Genomic DNA, 20,037 nt, shown 5'->3' with positions numbered 1-20,037 from the left:
TTTAAGGATAGAAATAAAAAGGAATTTCATATTTGTTCCAAATGCTTCAATTGCTTCAATGTTAGAGAATTATTAGGTTGATTGCTAAGCGGGAAAACCTTCACTAAGATATTAAAGTTATTAGTTCATATACCAATGTTATTTAAATATCAAGAAATAATAGGTCAACTTAGAAATAGGTTTGTGTGTATAATCAGGTCAATAGAAAAAACAACAAAACGTCCAGATGATTTAGTAATAAGAGTCAATTAGATATCCGAGATAGTTGAATCACCCATATTTATTTTTTACTTCTAGAAGAAATGAAAGTTGAGTTGTCAAATCTATCTTGAAAATTTGAAAATAAACCGATAAAAAACTTGTAATACTTAGATTTATTTGACCTATTTAGTAATCAGATACGTGTTTCATAGTGGGGAAATCGGTAATCAGTCAGAATGTGTCACGAATAATAGAAAAAGATAAACCCATTGTTTTCGTTTGTTATGACCTAAAATAATCGGGGCTGTAGTAGTAGTCATTTCGCAACACCTAAAGTTGATAAACATACTATTCTATAAGCAAAATTGATTGACCACAAGGAGCTAAAAATAGGGAATTATTATCTGTTTTTGTCGCTTATTTCTAGGTGTTGAACATTTCTATCTCAACCACGTTTACATAGTTAGCTAGCTATCTCATTTTAGCGAAGGAGTGATCAAAATGCCACAAGATGATTTTAGAAGAGAAAGCGGTCTGTTCAACAACAAACGCAATGATGAAATGAATGAAAAACACGCGCAACAAGTTTTAAATTTTATCGCATCAAATTCTGGACATACCTTAACAGAGCAAGGAATCCGACACCCAGTAGGATGGTTGTATACATGGATGACCTTGGGTGCGATCGTTCCACCAGTTGATCGTCTCAATCAAAGAAGTTCTCCTACTACAGCTTTCGAAGCAGACACCCGTATTGATCTGAGAAGTGAAGGTAATCAGACAAGGATCCATTCCTTTCACTCAAGTTCTACCGTCAATCCTAACCTAATCCACCACCGAAGCCAAGTACCCTTGATAGAGAATATCCCCCCCAGTTTCCTAGCTGATCCACAGATAGAACCGACCGTCAATACTACAAATAATTCTTCTACTCAAACCCTCCCTTTATATCCGCACCAAAATTTAGAACTAAAAGCCGATATTGCGGAAGTGGCTCATGAATTCAGCCTTTCTATTCACAAAATCGCTCATGATATCGAAGAACTGATGAATTGTACGCTCACGAAAAGAGCCACGCAAATGAAAAAATGGATTTTCTGGGGAGAAGAGATTGAACAAACACAGTTAAGAACGGTTTGTAAAGTAGCCGTCGCAAAAGCAAAGAAAGAGAATGGAGAAAGACCAAGGCAAAGAAGTCAACACCGACATTTTTCTTTTCATCGCATGACAAATAACTCCACTCCTGAGGCCAATCAATTTAAAGCAAATGAAAAGCTTGAAAAGTTAAGAGAGATCTTTCAATCCTCCTTAGAAAATAAGCAGAGCCAACATGGGAATACAACTGACAAAAAAAGTCAATCAACAGATAAAATGAGCAATGAAACAGACCATTTTTGGGATGGATTAAGCGAGACGTTTTCTCAGTTTTTCCTTGAATACGAACATACGAACTATACGAAAGAACAGGCAGGAGCAAATGGTGGATCGGTGATGTCACATTTTCTTGACTTGTTGTTGCGTACTTTTTCTGTGGACTATGGGAAACATGGTCCAGATGAGCCTCAAACACAAAAGAATATGAACCTTTCAATGAAAACTCATCCCAATGATAATGTCCTTTCACATAAGACTTTCATAAAGAAAGTAAATCAGAAAAAACCAGAAAATAGCTATCAGGAAAAAATATCAAACCTAAAATCAGAAACACAACCAGCATTGAAATCGGAAGAAAGGCGTGTTTTGACACAGATACATCAGTTGGCAAGTGACTTTTTAGGAAGGATAGATAGATTTGTCCAGAAAACGGTAGGACTTCAATTTTTAGCAGCCGAAGCTAAACCCATTCCTACTGATCGACAAATGCAAAGCGATCATTCTGTTTCTAACGATCCAGAGATGAAGTCTTATCAAGTATTGTCTAGGGAGACATTAATGAAATTAAATTATATCATTATGGCTTACCTTGATAATTCACCCTCACCAGAATCTACAGCTAGCCAACTTGAACCGTTTTGGTATGATTATGAGGTCTATGAAAAGCGAGGCGAAATAGCAAAAGTTAATCAAGCGCTGACGAAATTCTTATGTGAGCAAAGTATCCCTTGTGAAGGGCTGTCTACACTTCAATTATTTAATGCAGTAAAGAACTGGATAAGGAAAGCGGGAGAAAACAATAAATTAGCTAGAAAACTACAAGTTGCACAATTGATTTTGAAGACTCTGGGATTGTCCAGTCAAGGGTTATCCGACAAAAGAGGCGAAGAGATTATTATTCAATGGAGAAACAATAATATTTTTAAAGATTACACGTTTGCATTGCCGCCAAAATCAACTGCAAAAGAAGAAGACAATCATGAAGCCACGAACCTTCCACTAAAAACAACTACTTCGTTACCACCAGTAATGCTTGATCCACAATTACAATCAACCGAAGAAATACCTCTAGAGACACGAATAAAATTACAAATGGTTTTTACGAAATATATGTATGGTCAAATGCTTGATGGGATGTTGAAGGGGCAGATACCAGAAAATTTACCACCTTTGTGGTATGATCGTGCGCTTTTTGAAAGGCGAGATGCAATTGACAAAGTGAACGATTCAGTGAATGTTTTTATCTGTCAAAAAAAACGACGGTGTTCAACTATGTCTGGGCAAGAATTGCTTCTTGAAATACAACATTGGGAAAGAGTAGATGATGTGGAAACGGAGAGAAGTAAAAGAAAACAAGTTGCAGAGATTATTCTGCGTGTTTCAGGATTACCTCCTCGCAAATTGACCGATGAGACGGTAGCTAGCATTTTGATGCAATGGCGAAATAATAATCTTTTTAAAAATTATCAATTTAAATCTTTAGAAAAAGCATATACGGTAATACCAATATTCAATACTAGTCAATCCATGTCAACTACACCTACGAGAATATCAAAAAAAGGAGATGGCGCAATTCTCCCTCAAATGAACGATGCTAAGCGCCAAAAGAAAAAGGGAGCATCTACGACAAAAGAAAATTTGGAAGTTGATGAAAAAGCTTTTGGCGAACGGTTGAATAAAATTAATAGTATAATTGTTGCATTTTTAGAGGGGAAACCTTCTCCTGTACCAACTTCTGAGAAATTAGCACCTATGTGGTATGAACAGGAGATGTTCAATAAGATCAATCTAACGCAAAATGTCAATGATGCAATCAAAAAATTTCTATGTGAACAAAAAGTCCCCTGTGAGAATTTATCTCCCCTTCAGTTGATTCTTGCCACACAAGAGTTTCTAAGAAGAGACGGAAAAGAGGTTGAATTAAGTAGAAACAAACAGGTTGCTGAAATCATCCTTAATTCTTCGGGACTAACAGGTCAAACGATAGCGGATACTCGTGCGATTGCTATCATATTGCAATGGCGAAATAATAATATTTTTAGAGACTACAATTTTTTTCCAGCCAAGGGACATGAGGAAGTAGACATCTTAAACAATGATCTAATTGGAATAATCACTTCTGTTCGGCCGAATACCTATGGCTCACTCCCTGTGGATATCGTGACAACGGTGAACAACATGCATGTCGCTTATATGAAGAAATTGCCTTTACCCATTTCTATAGAAGAACCGCTTATCCCCTTATGGTACGACTATGAACTGTTTCAAGATCGGGAAAAAACAAAGAACGCCAATCAATTCGTGCAGAAATTTCTCTATAGTCAACAGTTTTTTAATGATGATCGATCACCACAGGGAATCGTTCTAGCCGCACATGAATGGATAAATGATGGGCAGGTAGATTCAAAGATTTTAGAAAGGCAAAAACAACTTGTTCCGAACATTCTTGCGGGGTACGGAATGGTGAGACAAAATCTAACTGCTGTCGAGGAAACAAATATTTATTTCCAATGGAAAACCAACAATATGTTAAGTAATTACCAATTTATTGAGCTAAAGCTACCAGTAGAGAAGGGAAAAGTGACAGAAACCAGTGAGATGAAAGTGATACCGTCCACTATGGAAGATTCTGATTTAGCATTAGTGCATACAATCGTTTTCGATATTGTCAAGAATGTATCTCCTGTGACACATTATTCCGAACCGTTACCAATTCTCTATTTTCATTTTGGCCTTTTTTTAAGACGAGATGAAACAAACATGGTGAATCAAAAATTGAAGGAGTTTTTTTCTAAAGCAGGAATCGAGATCAAAGACACCACGAGCAATGAGTTAGAAAAAGCACAATTTCAATGGATTGAAAAAGGGGGAACAAGTGAAAGCAATGATACCTCTGAAAGAGAACAGTTCTTAGCATATTTTATCGCAAAAACATATGGACTAACGGACATTCGATTTGGGGAATTTTGGTCCGCTATAAAAACACAGGAGATTTTTAATCAATGGAAGAGTAATACTTTATTGGAAGGATATACTTTCAAGGAAGTGAGTCCTGAGACGATTCATTATCAATTAGGGAAAATAGAAAATCAGAACGTCGTACGATTAAATTTACAAAATAAAGAAAGTAAGCAACTTTTTAGTGATTTCATCAATGATCGCTCGCCAACTATTTCTAAAGCGCAGCCAATCAGTAAGTTCTATCATCATCAGTTGATTTTCGATCAACGAGGAAAAACGCCTGCGGTGAATGAAGTTGTTAAAAAATTTTTGCGGGATCGTGGGATTTCTTTTAAACATCCTACTACAAGTGAATTAGTTCGACAATTACAAGTGTGGCTTCTTGAAGGACCTACGTACGAAGCGATTATCGAAAGAGAAATACAAATAGCAAGGATCATACAAGCGGAATATGGGAGCAGTGAAGAAGAGGTAACAGCAAAAGACGCTCGCTATATTATACTTCAATGGGAGAATAATAATGTACAAATCGACTATACCTATAAAGAGAGCAGGGAATGGGATGCTATCGACATCAGTGAAATTGAAACAACTGTTGTGCAGCAAGAAAAGATTGACGCGTTTACTCGTGAAAATAATGCAGTTCTTATCACAGATATTGCTATCGAAGACCAGAAGGAGAGCATACTTGAACTGACAGAGCAACAAAAAGAGAACATACAGAAAAAAATCGTTTATTTTTTAGCTGCGAGAGATATCAAGGTGGACATCACTAAGCCGAATGAGCTAATTTTAAAAACAGCAGAATGGGCAACGATAAAAGTGAACGATGAAGTGAAAATCAATAGCACTAATGTGAAAATGTTGGCAAATCTTATTCTTGGAAAAAATGCTGGTGCAGAGATTGCAGATGAAAAGGCAGAAGTGACCTTTAAAAACTGGTTATATGATATGGCTAGTGGCCTCCCTATAACGCCTGCTGAACCATCAAAAGAGGAGAAAACCTCCACAAAATCAGTAACACCCGCAACAACAACACCCAAAATAGTAACGAGTACGCAATCTTCCAACATGAATGAGAACCAAAGGCCAAATTATGTAGCACCCAATTGGCGTGATCCTAATTTGAAGGCCCAAGTAGCACAGTTTTTCCGTCAAGAAGGGGTATTAAAAGGGGAAGCAACCCAAGCTAACATCCTCGTTGCAATGGGAACATGGTTTACACAAGAAGGAACAGGGATGGTTCTCAGTTATGACAAACTACAAAAATTCTCTAAAGTGATTTTAAACCAATTAAAACTTTACGGCGGTGGACAAGGAGAAAAAATTTCGGATAGAGCCGCGCGATCGACCATTATGAATTGGGTGTTTGAAAATGTACTAGGTAGCTCGGTTGAGGTATACATGCTCAAGAAAATCCTCGATTCACCCGATCCATCCCAATTTACTATTGGTAGTCTCAGAAAGTTATTTGAAATTGACGAATTGAATGCAGAGACTAAGGTTTTGGAAATCCCTGAAGACAAACTCACAGTTGTTAAAAAATTATGGGTACTGTTTCTCAAAGAAGTGTTACCTAATTATTTACTGGATGTCAGTATGTTACCCGATGAGACCCCTATCTCTAATTATAATTCCTTGATGCAGCTCACAGGAACGAGGTTATTAGAAGATGCAGGAATTCGCACATCGTTCACCCAAGAAGAAATTCAAAAATTTGGTAGTCTATATTGGGAAAAAATCAGTAAAACTGGTGTGAAAAGGTTGGATGAATTGCGTTATATTGTCACGCCCGCTATGTTAGCTGTTGCCCAGTTAAATCCAGGTCTTTTACTTAAAGCCTTGGAAGAAGGAAATTATCAAGAAGTTGCTGTGAACACTTTCTTGAACTATTGGAAAAACAGTTATTTTATTCTTAGAGAAAGTTTGGAATCACTTTATGAAGCTTATGGCACATATCAAAAAGAAGCAATCAATTGGCGTCGAAAACAGGTTTTAGCCAAAGAAGTAGCACAGTTATGCGCTCAATATGACAAAGATCGAGCAAGATTATTTACTTCTTATGCGATAGAACAAGACTATCTCTCTGGAGCACTTACTGCATGCCGTAACTATACGCCCCCGAATCTAGAAGAGTGGTATACGCGATTGACGAAAGCCGTGTCAGACGCCTATTATCCATTCGATCAAAAACTGATAGAGTTTGCTCTGTTAAAGTTTAACGAGAAAGAGCAAGAGTTTATGTTCTCGCCCGAAACGCAGATCTATGAGGCAACTGCCAAATTAAAACATGTCATGGAGGTTTCAACGATCCCCAATGGATATCGTCTTCCACCTGACTTGATCATTGAACTTGAATTAGAGAACACTGATCTGTTTGTGGCAGTGAAAGGAAATGAAGAACGTTGCTATGGATTGAAGAAATTAGATGAATCTGGAGGTTATGTATTCTATCGAGTAGATAACAAGCCTATGTTATACCTCATAAACGGGTTGTTTAACCAGAAAGAGCATTTGCGTGGAGGTTACAAAGAGATAGAAAACGGCGTTCAGATTGGAAACCGTGAATTTTTGTTTTATAAATTTATAAATCGTGATAAAAGACTATCTCAGGGGAAAGAAACACACTCTTTCATTGAGGGATTAGCTAGTAAACATCGGGATAATCTATACCAAAATTTGTATCAATCAGGAAATGATCGTACCATCAGTGATCAGGTGTTGGAGGTGCTTCAGTCGATTATCCCGTTTTACGATTGTGTGATAGGGATTGGCAATCAAGATGCTTCCGTGGCAGTTCCTTCTTGCGTGCTTGATGCCCTTCTGTTGATTCCTTTCTTAGGACAAGTCACTTCTCTTAACATGAAATTTGCTTTAGGGATGGCAAAAGCAATTGCGACCGGAGGGATTAGACAGGCGATTCGTCTAGGTGGACAGTTTATTCCAAATTTTTCTGAATCCAATTTGCTGCTCGTTCATCTAATACGATACATTGATCCAGGAGTTGAACTAATAAGTGATGGCGGAAAATTTATTCTCAAAGAGTTAGTGGCACTGAAAAATGAAATTTGGGTTGCAAGTGACGTAAAAAAAATGCTAGAAAAAGCATCAAATTTGAATACACAACCTCCCGTGTTTCCTAAAGACGTGAGCATCGCTCGTTTGCCAGAGGCTGGTTTAGAAGTTCCTGTAAAACACATGAAAGATGATATATATATGATTGTGACGGATCTAACAACGGGGGATGTCTACGGAAATGCGTTTAATTTGAGAGGGAATCAATTGGAAGTGATTTCGGGTCCTGTGTCATTTACGCAGGAACAAAAAGCACTGATTACCCGTTTATCGAAAGACATTAATCCAGACCAGGTTTTTGTAGAAGCAACAAATTTAAATCCTAGTGCGTATGGTAGTGGCACAGTATTGACGATCCCAGGTCGTGGACAAGAAACTAAGTATTTCATTGATATGAATGGGCAGACCGTTCCTGTAAGGGTTCGACCAGTTAAAAATCACAAAGTACGGTATGATGTGATCGATGGAGAGAATATCTATCCTGTGAACTGCAAGGGGAAAAAATGGTATTTTGAGGAAGCGACTTCTCCCTCCATTCCGAAAGAATTGGCAGAGGATGTGATGAAAAAAATCGATGAATTTGATTCAATAAAGGATCCAAGTTTCATTTCTGCTCCAGATGAAAAAGGGCTGAGATGGAATCAGTGGGGGGAATCTTACATCAAAATTAATGATCATTACATTCCCTTGATATTAATGCCTCAAGGAGAGAATAGGTATTACTTATTGAAAAAAGATGTCAACCAGTGGAAGACAGTTTTGTCTTATACGCCGGATACAGGAAGATTTCGGCTAGAAACAATTGAAGAGAAGGTGATTTCGGACAATCTATTAAAAAGTAGAAGTGGGAAATTCACCTTTCCAAAATTTGGCAATCAAAAACTTCCACCGTTAAAAAAAATGCCAAAGTCACCGGAGAAAGGTCAATACTGGAACGAATTGAGAAATACTATACCTGCGGAAACTAAGTATAAGAAGCCAGATACAAAAAAGAAAATCGATCGTATCAATGATAATATTCTAAATCCCATCTCTACTTTTATTCCTGAGCCGAAACCAGTTGTTTACAACAATCAAAAATGGAATAAAGACCTTATTATGAAAACGATTATTGAAGAATTGCCAAAGGAACCGGCAATTGGCGTTCGAATATATCCCGGTCTTGACGCGAGTAAGAGTCCTGAGTTTCTTCAGAAATTTTTGATTGACTTGCGTAGAGACTTTGATAAATCAATCGATTATTATGATAAAGCAATCGAAGTGTTTGCGGAAGCATTGACAAAAGATAGAATCGCAGAGTCGAAAATAGGAACTTATCTGGTGAAATTTTTTCAGCTGGAGAGCGTACCCAATCAAGAGCCAATCTTATTGGAAAGTTTGAATCGATTGATCTCTGTCGTACAAAAAGGAAGACAATTCCTCCAGCAAACAGCGGATTGGGATTATGAAAATATTTTGGTCGTCTCCTCTGATTTAGTTCGCCAAGGGGACTCACAAGAATTTCGTACATTATATAAGGAATATATAGAAACGAAGGCTGAGGTGTTTCCTTATGATCCAGAATGTCGAATGGTCATTTTCGCAGATGCTTTTCACTTAGATCCGAGTCTTGCGAAAGGAAAAGAAATAGGAGTAAACAAGGTGAGAGCATTACTTCATGAGACGAGTCATCTTAGTTCAGGAACAGTAGATCTCATGGCATATGCAACAACGAAGCTAGGTGTGGTAAAAACTGGAAAAATGATGGTGGATGAATATGTGAATAATTTTGAGAGTATTTTGAACTCAGAAGGTTTCACCAGTCTTGTGGAAGAAATCGCTGAATTTCAAAATAAACCTGGATTAACGAAAGAGACAGTGTGGAATGAGCTAAAAAAAAATAATGTATTACGTGTGAATGTCCAAATATCGGATGCCGATATGGTTGCAATGATCCTAAGAGACGCAGCGGAGGGAAGAGACTTCGATGGTGTAGTTCGTGTTGCTAGAGGCCTCGATGATGTGACATTAGGTAACGGTTTGTTATCGACGTTTTTAGCACTGGAATATGTACAAGATCATAGCTACTTTGACAAATATATCCAATTGAATCAGACGTTGATCCAAGAACACGCCAGCACCATTCCTAGTCAAACGAATGTAACAGCTAAAGTAAGCGATCATCAATTAACAAACCTTAGAAAGAAAAGAGAGATAGATCAATCAGACTTGTTTACGAAAGAGCAATCAAAGAGAGCTCTCTCAAGTATTGAATCTACTATAGAAGAGCCTAATCGTGTAAAGCAATCGGTTTCAAATGAGCGGACAGGTATGGAATCAGCCCCCCCATCAATGAAGCGAAGTTTCCTAAATCTTGTTGTCAGTAGTGCAGAAAAAAGTACCATGGTCAATTCAGAGAGGAGCAATCAACAGGAAATGAAACATCAGACTGTTCCAAATGAACGAACAGGCATGGAATCAGTCACCCCGTCGATGAAGCGAAGTTTCCTAAATCTTGTTGTCACTAGTACAGAAAAAAGTGTCAAGGTCAATTCAGAGAGGAGCAATCGACAAGAAAAGAAACATCAGCCAAAATTAGTTTTACAACTTTAACAAGTAATTTGCGTAGTAGGAAAAAAATGGATAGAAGGAGAGTCTGGCCATTTTTAATCGGCAGGAGAGCTAAATAAACAATGTCTACTTAACAATGTATCAAGCGAATTAAAAAAATGCTTATCTAATGTTTTTTCAAAAAAAGTGCAAGGCGTTTTGCTGAAATACTAAAAAAATTTTGCACGGAAAAGAACCTCATGTTCATTACTTGTCCATTTCGAGCGTAAAATATCTTAGTAGGATTCCAAGCAGGTATTTCTGCCAAGCTTAGCAATTTATCCTAATCGTTCGAATGATTTAGGCCATTCATTAGATAAATGTGTCAATCATTGTTTTTGTGATTGGTTTACAACAGACAGAAAAAACAGATCTTCAAAAGATCATGGCTATTTATCCTACACAATAAAAAAGGGTGGGTCAGAAGTGTTTGGTCTTGAAAAATAAGGTGGAATCCACAAAAATTACTCTTAGAATTTCTGCGGATTTCACCTTATTTCTGGATATTATCACTTTATGGTCCAGCCGCTTATTTGGGCTTGAGATCAAAAACAAAAACCAATTTTACTTTTTCTCCAGCTACTCTTTTTTGTTTCCAGCAGTATCCATCCGTGTGGTCACACCTTTTTTTCTAGGAATGAAGTTCCGGATGAACGTAAATTTCCGATAATCGTTTCGTGTATAAAGATAACCGAAAACGCTGAAGACAAGGGCTCCGATAAAATTGACGAATAAATCTTTCATCGTATCTAAGATCCCGATGTCCAAGTACCCATCTGCCATGACATACTCTTTGGTTTTGCCATGCTCATCTTTATATGTGACAGTTGTTTGTTGGATATCTTTGATCTTATATACGGTGTTGCCATCCTCGCTTAATTTGACACTGTTGATCTGATCAACATAATTGTCTTTTTGCATATCCATCTGTAAGACTTGATCTGCAGAGAATTCAATAAATTCCCAAAACACACCGACAGTCATGGAAAAACAAAATGACACTAGTGCAACTAGTAATGGCGTCAGATTCATTGTTTTCGTGTTTTTGTTCAAGAGGTAGACAAGAGAAAAGCCAACACCACCTGCTAGGAAGCCGCTTAGTGCGTGTAACGCTGTGTCCCATAATGAAAAGTAGCCATAAAAGTCACTTAATTCACCCAAGACAGTGGCACTGAAAATAAAGGATAAGATGATGATTTCCAGTGTGTTAGGGATTTGGATCTTTAGTAATTTTTCTAGTAAATAGGGGATTTCAAACAATAATAAAGTTAATAATAAGAGCATGATATTCCCCATGTTCCGGTCGATCAATTGGTCGACGAGCATGACCACCACAATGATACGTAAAATGATGTAAATCGCATGAGTGACCTTCCCGGCGGACTTACTCCCTTTTGAAAAAAAATGTTTAATAAATTTCATAAATGAACTCCTTCGTGTTTCATATCGATTATACTTGTCTAATGAAAAAAGCCCAAATCTTCTGTTTGGATCAAAAAAACAAATTTTTTTTGCCTGACTATTTATTCAAGAAACTCGACTGTTTTTCGATAGTTACTAACGAAAACTTGAAAATTTTGGAATATTAATGGTTATTTATAAAAGAGAAAGATAACAGTAGTACGGAAAATATAAATTGTTGGTTGAATTTGTGAATGCTATCACTTATGATGGGGTAAGTGTTAAATTTTAGGAGGACAACTATGAAGAAAACAATTAAAGGGTTACTGACAGTTACAGCAATTTTTGCCTTAGGTGCCTGTACGCCTGATGAAAAAGAATCTGCATCCAGTAGCTCTTCCACAAAAGAATCAACAGAAGTATCATCCGGAGCATCTGCTCAAACTTACACAAATCCAGCTGAGATGAAAGAAGAATATGATTTGATCATCGTCGGTGGAGGAGGAGCTGGTATGGCAGCTGCAATCGAAGCAAAAGATGCAGGCTTGAATCCAGTCATTTTTGAAAAAATGCCAGTTGCTGGTGGAAATACATTAAAATCTTCAAGTGGAATGAACGCATCTGAAACAAAATTCCAAGAAGAAGAAGGTATCACTGATTCGAACGACGCCTTTTATGAAGAAACATTAGCAGGGGCGAATGGCACAAATGATAAAGAAATGTTACGCTATTTTGTCGATCATTCGGCTGCTGCAATCGAGTGGTTAGATGAAAATGGCATTAAATTAGATAACTTGACGATCACTGGTGGAATGAGCGAAAGACGAACACATCGCCCTTCTGATGGTTCTGCGATTGGTGGTTATTTAGTCGATGGGTTATTACGAAATGTCCACGAACGCCAAATCCCGATTTTTGTAAATACTGAAGTGACAGATATCCAAAAAACGGGAGATACAGTCAACCAAGTAACAGTTCAAGTGCAAGGGGAAGAACCAAAAGAAATCACTGGTAAGGCTGTAGTTGTTACAACTGGTGGATTCGGTGCGAGTGAGGAATACATCCAAACTTACCGTCCAGATCTGGAAGGATATGTAACGACGAATCAAGTGGGATCAACAGGCGATGGGATCAAGATGATTGAAAAATTAGGCGGTCAAACGGTCGATATGGATAAGATCCAGATCCATCCAACGGTTCAACAAGACGAAGGATTCTTGATCGGGGAAGTGGTACGTGGTGAAGGAGCGATCTTAGTCGATCAAGATGGCGAGCGTTTCGTCAACGAAATGAATACACGAGACAAAGTATCAGCTGCAATCACTGCATTGCCAGAAAAATCTGCTTATTTGATATTTGACCAAGGGGTACGCGATCGCGCAACAGCCATTGAGTTTTATGATGAAAAAGGTTATGTGACTGAAGGTGAGACAATTGAAGAATTGGCAGAGAAAATCAACTTACCAGCAGAAACATTAGCACAAACTGTTACGACTTGGAACGAAGAAGTTGCCAATCAAGACGATACAGCATTTGGTCGTACGACAGCCATGGAACATGATCTGTCTAAACCAAACTACTATGCGATCAAAATCGCACCTGGTATCCACTATACGATGGGTGGAATCAAAATCAATACAAACACAGAAGTTGTGGATAAAGACGGACAACCGATCACTGGCCTTTACGCAGCAGGTGAAGTCACAGGTGGCTTACATGGTGAAAACCGCATCGGCGGAAACTCTGTAGCGGAAATCATTATTTTCGGACGTCAAGCAGGACAACAAGCAGCAAAATTTGTCTCTGCACAATAATAGGAATGATATAAAAAAAGAACCTAAGGCTCATGCCCTAGGTTCTCTTTTTAAGATTCGCTGACTGTCAAAATGATTTTTCCAACGTTTTTGTTGGCTTCCATATATTCATGGGCTTCTTTTGCTTCTGATAATGGAAAGGTTCGATCGATGATTGGACGGATCGCTCCGGTTTCAAAATAAGGATCGATGTTTTTCATAAACTCTTGAGTCAGTTTTGCTTTGTACTCGTCACTTCTTGGTGTCAATAGCGTACCGATCAATTGGATTCTTTTTTGTAACAAAACTCTTAGATCAAGAGACTCAACTGTTGTGCCTCCTAGTGTGCCGATCAAGACCCAGCGACCATCTACAGCAATCGATGACAGATTTTTCTCCCAATAAGAGGCACCGACGAAATCTAAGATGACATCAACGCCATTCCCCTCAGTCATCTTTTTTACTTTCTCTGCGAAATCTTGCGTTTTATAGTTGATTATTTCATCTGCGCCTAATTCTTGGCAAAAGGCTAACTTTTCAGCTGAACCTGCGGTAACGATGACGCGTGCTTGCGAATACTGTTTGGCTAATTGGATCGCTGCAGTACCAACACCACTTGCACCAGCATGGATCAAGACAGTCTCATTTTTTTGGAGTTTTCCTAACCAATACAAGGTTTGATAGGCAGTTAAGAAAACTTCAGCGATACCAGCGGCTGAAACGTAGTCAAGGGAATCGGGCAAGAGGATTGCTCGATCTGCTGGGATTACGGCATATTCTGCGTAGCCACCTAAATTCACTAAACCATAGACTCTCGTTCCAGTTGAAAACTCAGAACGGTCACTTGCATTTTCAATGACTTCACCAGCAACCTCTACACCTAAGATAGGGTAAGGCGCTTGAAGTGCAGTATTTTCGCGACGCATGATATCCGTACGATTGACCGCAGCGGTGTGGACTTTTAACAATAACTCCCCAGCTTTTGGAATAGGTCTAGGGACATCCACTTCAGTCAAAACGTCTGCTGAACCGGGATGTTTCATAGAGATTCCACGCATGATCAAGCCTCCTCAACAAGTTGTTTGATGGCATCCGATACTGTAGCTGATCCTTCAGATAGAACAACAGTTGTTTTTGAGATGTTTGGTTGATCCACTAACGCTGCTAAAACTTCTGCTACCGTTTTTCTGGTAATCGATTGAGCTGGTTTTTCGTCTGGTTTGGTCAATTGGATCGAAGTGACCTCATCGTCGTTCGTCAAAGCTACAGGTTGTAGTATGACATAATCTAATGATGTCTGATTTTTCAACCATTCGTCTGCATAATATTTGGTAATATAATAATCAGTCATTGACTCAGGCCATTTTTCACGGTTATCCGCAAAAGCCGCACTGATCATCAAATAACGAGAGATATTTGCTTGCTCTGCTGCAATCATTGTTTTGATTGCGCCGTCTAAATCAACTTGTAAAAGATTTTTTCCTTGAGAACCAGCAGCAAAGATGACAAGTTCACTCTCTTGAAAGGCTTCCGCCATTTTTTCTGAAGACCAAGTTAAATCAAAGGGAACATAGGCGATATTTTCTTCATCATAAATCGCTTGGTTGGCAACATCTCGTACACCCGCGTAAACTTGATGTTCGGTTGTTCCGAGTTTTTGGATCAAATGACGCCCGATTTGTCCGTTTGCTCCTACTACAAAAATATTCATTTTCTTCATCCTTTCGCTACATATCTGTATCAATCATGGTAACACCAAAAGATAAAAAATTCAGGACTAAACACTTATCAACAAAAAAACCAAAAAAGAGCTAGCATACCGCATCACTCTTTTTTGGTTTTTCAATCTGATCATTAACGAATCATTCGTAGTAAAACGGTAGATACCGCAGCTGTGACTAAACCAGCGACGATTGCTTCTGGTACGCCACTAGTAAAGATGACCGCTAAGACAGCTGAATAGACTGCATTGATATTTGTCCCAAGAACCTGTGCATAATCTTGTTGGAATAGAAAATAGATCAAGTTCATCACTAAAATCGTATTGGTCAGAGAACCAGCAATTCCTGCGAGAAACAATGAGAGCGGACTTACTTTATTTTTTGTCAATCGCTGTATTCCTTTATAAACGAAATAAGGAACAACACCGATCAGGATTCTAGGTATTAAGGCAACGATCAAGGCTTTCCAGCTTCCTTGATCTGTGCCGATCACCGGAATAAACGGTGAGAAAACAAAAGATAACGGTGTTGGTATGAACGTACTGCGAATCAGACTGATCAAACCAAATGTGCCACCGAGAAAAGCACCCAGCCGAGGGCCTAAAATAATTGAAGCGACGATGACAGGGATATGCATCGTTGTTGCGTTGATCGGCCCAATCGGAATAAATCCGAGAGGCGTGACAGCGAGTAAAATCATAATTGCTAAAAACATAGCAGTTAAAGTAAAGTTTTTGGTATTTTTCATCATAACTCCTTAGATACTAGACCGACCTCTGATTCAGCAGAAGTGTGACTTGGTCGATAATGATTTGGTTATCCGCTAAAGCACCTTTTCCGTAATCGCCACAAGCTAAGAGGGATTCTCTAGGTTCAATCTCTTGATAACCGATTTCTTTTAACGTCGTTAGATTCCTTTGATTGATCGGATGTTGGTACATATTAGTATTCATCGCCGGTGCAATCAATTTTGGTGTTTCTGGTAATAGTGCCATGGCGACAGTGGACAATAGATCATCCGCTAGACCATTTGCGAGTTTTCCGATAATATTCGCGGTAGCCGGTGCGATCAGAAATAAATCAGCTTGCTTAGCTAGCTCGATATGGTTGATGACTGAAGGATCATTTTCTTGCATGACATCCGTGTGGACAGCACGCTTTGAGAGGGATTGCAATGTTAAAGGTGTAATAAATTTGGTGCTACTTTGTGTCATGATCACGTCGACTTGATAACCGAGTTTGACCAGTTGATTTGTGATATCTGCGCTTTTATAAGCAGAGATACTGCCAGATACACCTAATAGGATTTTTTTCATCATGAATTCCTCCTTATTCTAGAATCGCAGTGACGATACATTGCGCAATCTCTTGCTTGGTATCGGCTTCTATGACTTCTCCATTTTTAGATAATAAATAGCCATGATGGTGTGTTTCACTGACTTGAGTCAAGTCGTTGGCCAAAATATAATCGGTTTGATTGGTGATCAAACTTTTTTTAGCTATGTCCAATAAGTGTTCTTTTGAGACATCGACTAATAATTTAAAACCAACGATGACAGCATTTGGTTGCCATTGGCGTAACGAACGAATAATCTTTGGTGTTTTCTTCAAGGTCAAAAAGAGATAGTCCGTATCAGATGAAATCTTGGCTTCTTTACTAGCGGTTTGTTCTGTTTCTGCCAGCCATGACGGCAGTGAGTCAGGAGTCAATGCCTCTTTACTCAAGCGCTCAGCAAACTGTTGTTCAGAAAGACTAAAAGCTGGTGTGAAATCACTAACTGCCATGCTATGGATAATGGCATCATAGGTATTTTCTTGCATCAATCGTTCTAATGTAGTCAATAAGTCTTGAGTAGATTCGATAAGATGGATCTTCAAATGCTCAGAAGCAGTAGGCTTTACAGCAGATCGTGTCGTCACGTAGTCGATTCTCACTGTCTCGTGAGCCAGAAAGGCTTCTGCGATTGCTTGGCCCAATCGTCCAGTCGAATGATTTGTAATCGAGCGGACTTGGTCGATTCGTTCGCTTGTGCCACCAGCGGTGATCAATACCTTCATATTGTTTCACCTACAGTGACAAGTGTTCTTCCTTGGTGTGTCCCATCAAGGATTTTTTTGGTCGTTTCTTCCAATTGATCTAAGGTGATCTCGTTGACGACTAAATGATCTGTTACAGATAGGTCTGCTAGTTGTTGCCAGATATTCAAGCGTTTCTCATGTGGGACATTGACTGAATCAATCCCGATCAACTGGATATTGCGTAAAATAAAAGGTAACACTGTTGTTGTCAATTTGATGCCACCCGCATTGCCGCAGAGAGCAGCTGCGCCATCATAAGCAATCAAAGGCAATAATCGTGTGAGCTGTTCGCCCCCAACAGTATCGATCACATAATCGACTTGTTGTTTATCTAAGGGTTTATTTTTTTCTGGTAGAAAGGCTTCTGGATGAACAACTTGAGTCGCCCCTAGTTTCTGTAGCCAAGTTTTTGCTTCTTCTTTGCGGGAAAATGCGGTGATTTGCTGAAAGCCCATTTTATGCAACATCGCAATTGCCACACTACCCACTCCGCCCGAGGCGCCAGTGACGATCACTTTGTCCTCTGCTTTCATTCCTTGGGTAAGTAAAGCATTCACGCAAAGTGCAGCAGTCAAACCAGCGGTGCCTAAAACCATTGCCTGACGTAGGGTCATCGTTTCTGGAAGAGGGATGAGCCAATCTCCAGTTACTTTCTGGTAATCGCTATAGCCACCAGGTTGACTAACACCCAACCCATAGCCGGTTGCTAGAACTTGATCTCCTGGTTGAAATCGTTTGTCCAAGCTTTTCATGACGACACCAGAAAAATCAATCCCGGGAGTCATTGGATAGTGACGAATCACTTGGCCATGTTCACTACAAGCTAACGCATCTTTATAATTGACATCCGAGTAGGCGATTTTTACCCAAACTTCATTATTAATCAGCTCAGGAAATTCTTTGTCAACGATGCTTGTATGAAAAGTAGGCTCGTTGTTTACTTGAAACTGTTTGAATGTATTCATTAGATAGAAGGTACTCCTTTCAAAATTTTCCTTAATCATACCATAAAGCGTTTCATTTTCTAGTAGTTTGCTGATTAATTTCTTCTAAAAAAAAGTTGAGATACCCGAAAAAGTACAAAGGAAATTCAAGCAAAAGGGTTGTTTTTTCAGCGGAAATTTGTATACTAATACAGGTGGTAGTAAACTTGGAGTTTACTATTAGAAAACTTCGCATAGGGGGGACAGTGACAAATGGAAATTGGTGAGAAGTTACGAAATCTGCGTATCCAAAAAAATTTGACACAAGAAGAATTAGGGGAGCGTACAGATTTATCAAAAGGCTATATCTCACAACTTGAGCGGGATTTAAGTTCGCCATCGATGGAAACATTTTTCTCTATCCTTGAAGTGTTAGGAGTGACCCCAGAAGCTTTTTTTCATCAAGAAACACCCAACCTTCAAATCGTTTATACGAAAGAAGATCGAACGGTCTATTATGATGAGGAAAATGGTTATGAACTGGAATGGTTAGTGACAGATTCCAACGAAAAAGAAATGGAACCAGTTTTATTGACATTCGATACAGCTGGTGAATATAAAACCTTTGAACCTTCACTTTCAGAGACATTTATCTTTGTCTTAGAAGGAGAGATCGCGCTAAGCTTGGGTGAACAAGAGTATGTAGCAAAAAAAGGTCAATCGATGTACTATCAGGCAACGACACACCATCAATTACGCAATCATCAAAACAAACAAACTAAGGTATTGATCGTCGCAACCGAATCATACTTGTAATATAGGGGGCAGAAAAAGTGGGAAAACCAATCATATCATTCGATCAAGTCGTAAAAAGCTATGATGATGAAACAATTTTGAAGAATGTCAGTTTTGAGATCGAACAAGGGAAATTTTATACATTGTTGGGGCCTTCTGGTTGTGGGAAAACAACGATTTTACGAATCATTGCAGGATTTACGGAAGCAACCGAAGGAGATATTTATTTTGAAGGAAAGCGCCTAAACGATCTACCGGCGAATAAGCGCCAAGTCAATACGGTTTTCCAAGATTACGCCTTATTTCCTCATATGAATGTATTTGATAATGTTGCATTTGGATTGAAAATCAAAAAAATGCCTAAATCAGAAATCGAAAAAAAGGTCAAAGACGCATTACGTATGGTGCAATTACCTGGATATGAAACACGGGAGATCAGCGAGATGTCAGGGGGACAACGCCAACGGGTGGCCATCGCGCGAGCTATCGTCAATGAGCCGAAAGTCTTGTTATTGGATGAACCGTTATCAGCCTTGGATCTAAAGTTACGTACAGATATGCAATATGAGTTGCGCGAACTACAACAACGTTTAGGGATCACCTTTATTTTTGTGACGCATGATCAAGAAGAAGCGTTAGCAATGAGTGATGAGATTTTTGTGATGAACAAAGGGAAAATCGTTCAAAGTGGTACCCCTGTGGATATTTATGATGAACCAATCAATCATTTCGTGGCAGATTTTGTTGGTGAGAGCAATATCGTCAATGGCGTGATGATTGAAGATAACTTGGTTGAGTTTGTTGGCAAACAATTTGAGTGTGTCGATGGTGGGATGCGCGTCAATGAACCAGTTGAAGTCGTGCTTCGTCCAGAGGATTTAACGATCACAACACCGGATAAAGGGAAATTAGTCGTGACAGTTGACACTCAACTATTTCGTGGTGTCCATTATGAGATCATTTGCTATGATGAGCAACAAAATGAATGGATGGTCCACTCAACGAAAAAAGCACGCGAAGGGAGTCAAGTCGGTTTAGCCTTTGAACCAGAAGACATCCACGTCATGCGTTTCAATGAGTCAGAAGAAGACTTCGACGCACGTTTGGAAAGCTACGAAGAATAGG

At 38.9% G+C, this 20,037-nt stretch carries 11 protein-coding genes; 4 read left to right on the top strand and 7 right to left on the bottom strand.

Going from position 1 to position 20,037, the window contains the following annotated elements; genetic code table 11:
* Positions 1 to 702: 702 nt before the first annotated feature.
* Entirely contained in the window at positions 703 to 10,203 is a 9,501-nt protein-coding gene (locus IGJ19_RS10765) for a QWxxN domain (RefSeq protein ID WP_430603959.1), read from the top strand.
* Between the two features lie 576 nt (positions 10,204 to 10,779).
* Here the strand turns inward: IGJ19_RS10765 and IGJ19_RS10760 are convergent.
* The gene (locus tag IGJ19_RS10760; protein WP_023520102.1) at positions 10,780 to 11,622 is read right to left on the bottom strand and encodes a hypothetical protein; all 843 of its coding nucleotides are present in this window, start codon (positions 11,620 to 11,622) and stop codon (positions 10,780 to 10,782) included.
* A 281-nt stretch (positions 11,623 to 11,903) separates the two neighbouring features.
* Between IGJ19_RS10760 and IGJ19_RS10755 the strand changes: the two genes are divergently transcribed.
* Complete coding sequence (locus IGJ19_RS10755) at positions 11,904 to 13,415, top strand: flavocytochrome c (protein ID WP_074800216.1); 1,512 nt, start codon at positions 11,904 to 11,906, stop codon at positions 13,413 to 13,415.
* A gap of 50 nt (positions 13,416 to 13,465) precedes the next feature.
* Here the strand turns inward: IGJ19_RS10755 and IGJ19_RS10750 are convergent, their stop codons facing one another.
* From IGJ19_RS10750 to IGJ19_RS10725, 6 genes are all read right to left on the bottom strand, one after another.
* Positions 13,466 to 14,452, bottom strand: coding sequence for an NAD(P)H-quinone oxidoreductase (locus tag IGJ19_RS10750; RefSeq protein ID WP_430603956.1), 987 nt, complete (start codon positions 14,450 to 14,452; stop codon positions 13,466 to 13,468).
* Between the two features lie 2 nt (positions 14,453 to 14,454).
* Entirely contained in the window at positions 14,455 to 15,105 is a 651-nt protein-coding gene (locus IGJ19_RS10745; protein ID WP_071867904.1) for an NAD(P)-binding oxidoreductase, read from the bottom strand.
* Between the two features lie 143 nt (positions 15,106 to 15,248).
* Positions 15,249 to 15,863, bottom strand: coding sequence for an ECF transporter S component (locus IGJ19_RS10740; RefSeq protein WP_074800222.1), 615 nt, complete (start codon positions 15,861 to 15,863; stop codon positions 15,249 to 15,251).
* Between the two features lie 16 nt (positions 15,864 to 15,879).
* The gene (coaC, locus tag IGJ19_RS10735; RefSeq protein ID WP_065095578.1) at positions 15,880 to 16,431 is read right to left on the bottom strand and encodes a phosphopantothenoylcysteine decarboxylase; all 552 of its coding nucleotides are present in this window, start codon (positions 16,429 to 16,431) and stop codon (positions 15,880 to 15,882) included.
* Between the two features lie 13 nt (positions 16,432 to 16,444).
* Positions 16,445 to 17,173 carry a phosphopantothenate--cysteine ligase gene (gene coaB, locus IGJ19_RS10730; protein ID WP_430603953.1) on the bottom strand — a complete coding sequence of 243 codons (729 nt, stop codon included), beginning with the start codon at positions 17,171 to 17,173 and terminating at the stop codon, positions 16,445 to 16,447.
* Entirely contained in the window at positions 17,170 to 18,159 is a 990-nt protein-coding gene (locus IGJ19_RS10725; RefSeq protein ID WP_260697702.1) for an acryloyl-CoA reductase, read from the bottom strand. Before IGJ19_RS10725 ends, coaB begins: the two co-directional genes overlap by 4 nt.
* A 231-nt stretch (positions 18,160 to 18,390) precedes the next feature.
* On the opposite strand from IGJ19_RS10725, the gene IGJ19_RS10720 reads away from it, so the two are divergent.
* Positions 18,391 to 18,933 carry a helix-turn-helix domain-containing protein gene (locus tag IGJ19_RS10720; protein WP_430603951.1) on the top strand — a complete coding sequence of 181 codons (543 nt, stop codon included), beginning with the start codon at positions 18,391 to 18,393 and terminating at the stop codon, positions 18,931 to 18,933.
* A gap of 17 nt (positions 18,934 to 18,950) precedes the next feature.
* Positions 18,951 to 20,036 carry an ABC transporter ATP-binding protein gene (locus tag IGJ19_RS10715; RefSeq protein WP_010734779.1) on the top strand — a complete coding sequence of 362 codons (1,086 nt, stop codon included), beginning with the start codon at positions 18,951 to 18,953 and terminating at the stop codon, positions 20,034 to 20,036.
* Position 20,037: the final 1 nt, after the last annotated feature.

The sequence above is a fragment of the Enterococcus sp. DIV1368b genome (assembly GCF_050529595.1).
GTDB lineage: Bacteria > Bacillota > Bacilli > Lactobacillales > Enterococcaceae > Enterococcus_B > Enterococcus_B mundtii.
The sequence above is the reverse complement of the archived record's forward strand: the minus strand, read 5'-3'. Positions and strand labels throughout refer to the sequence as shown.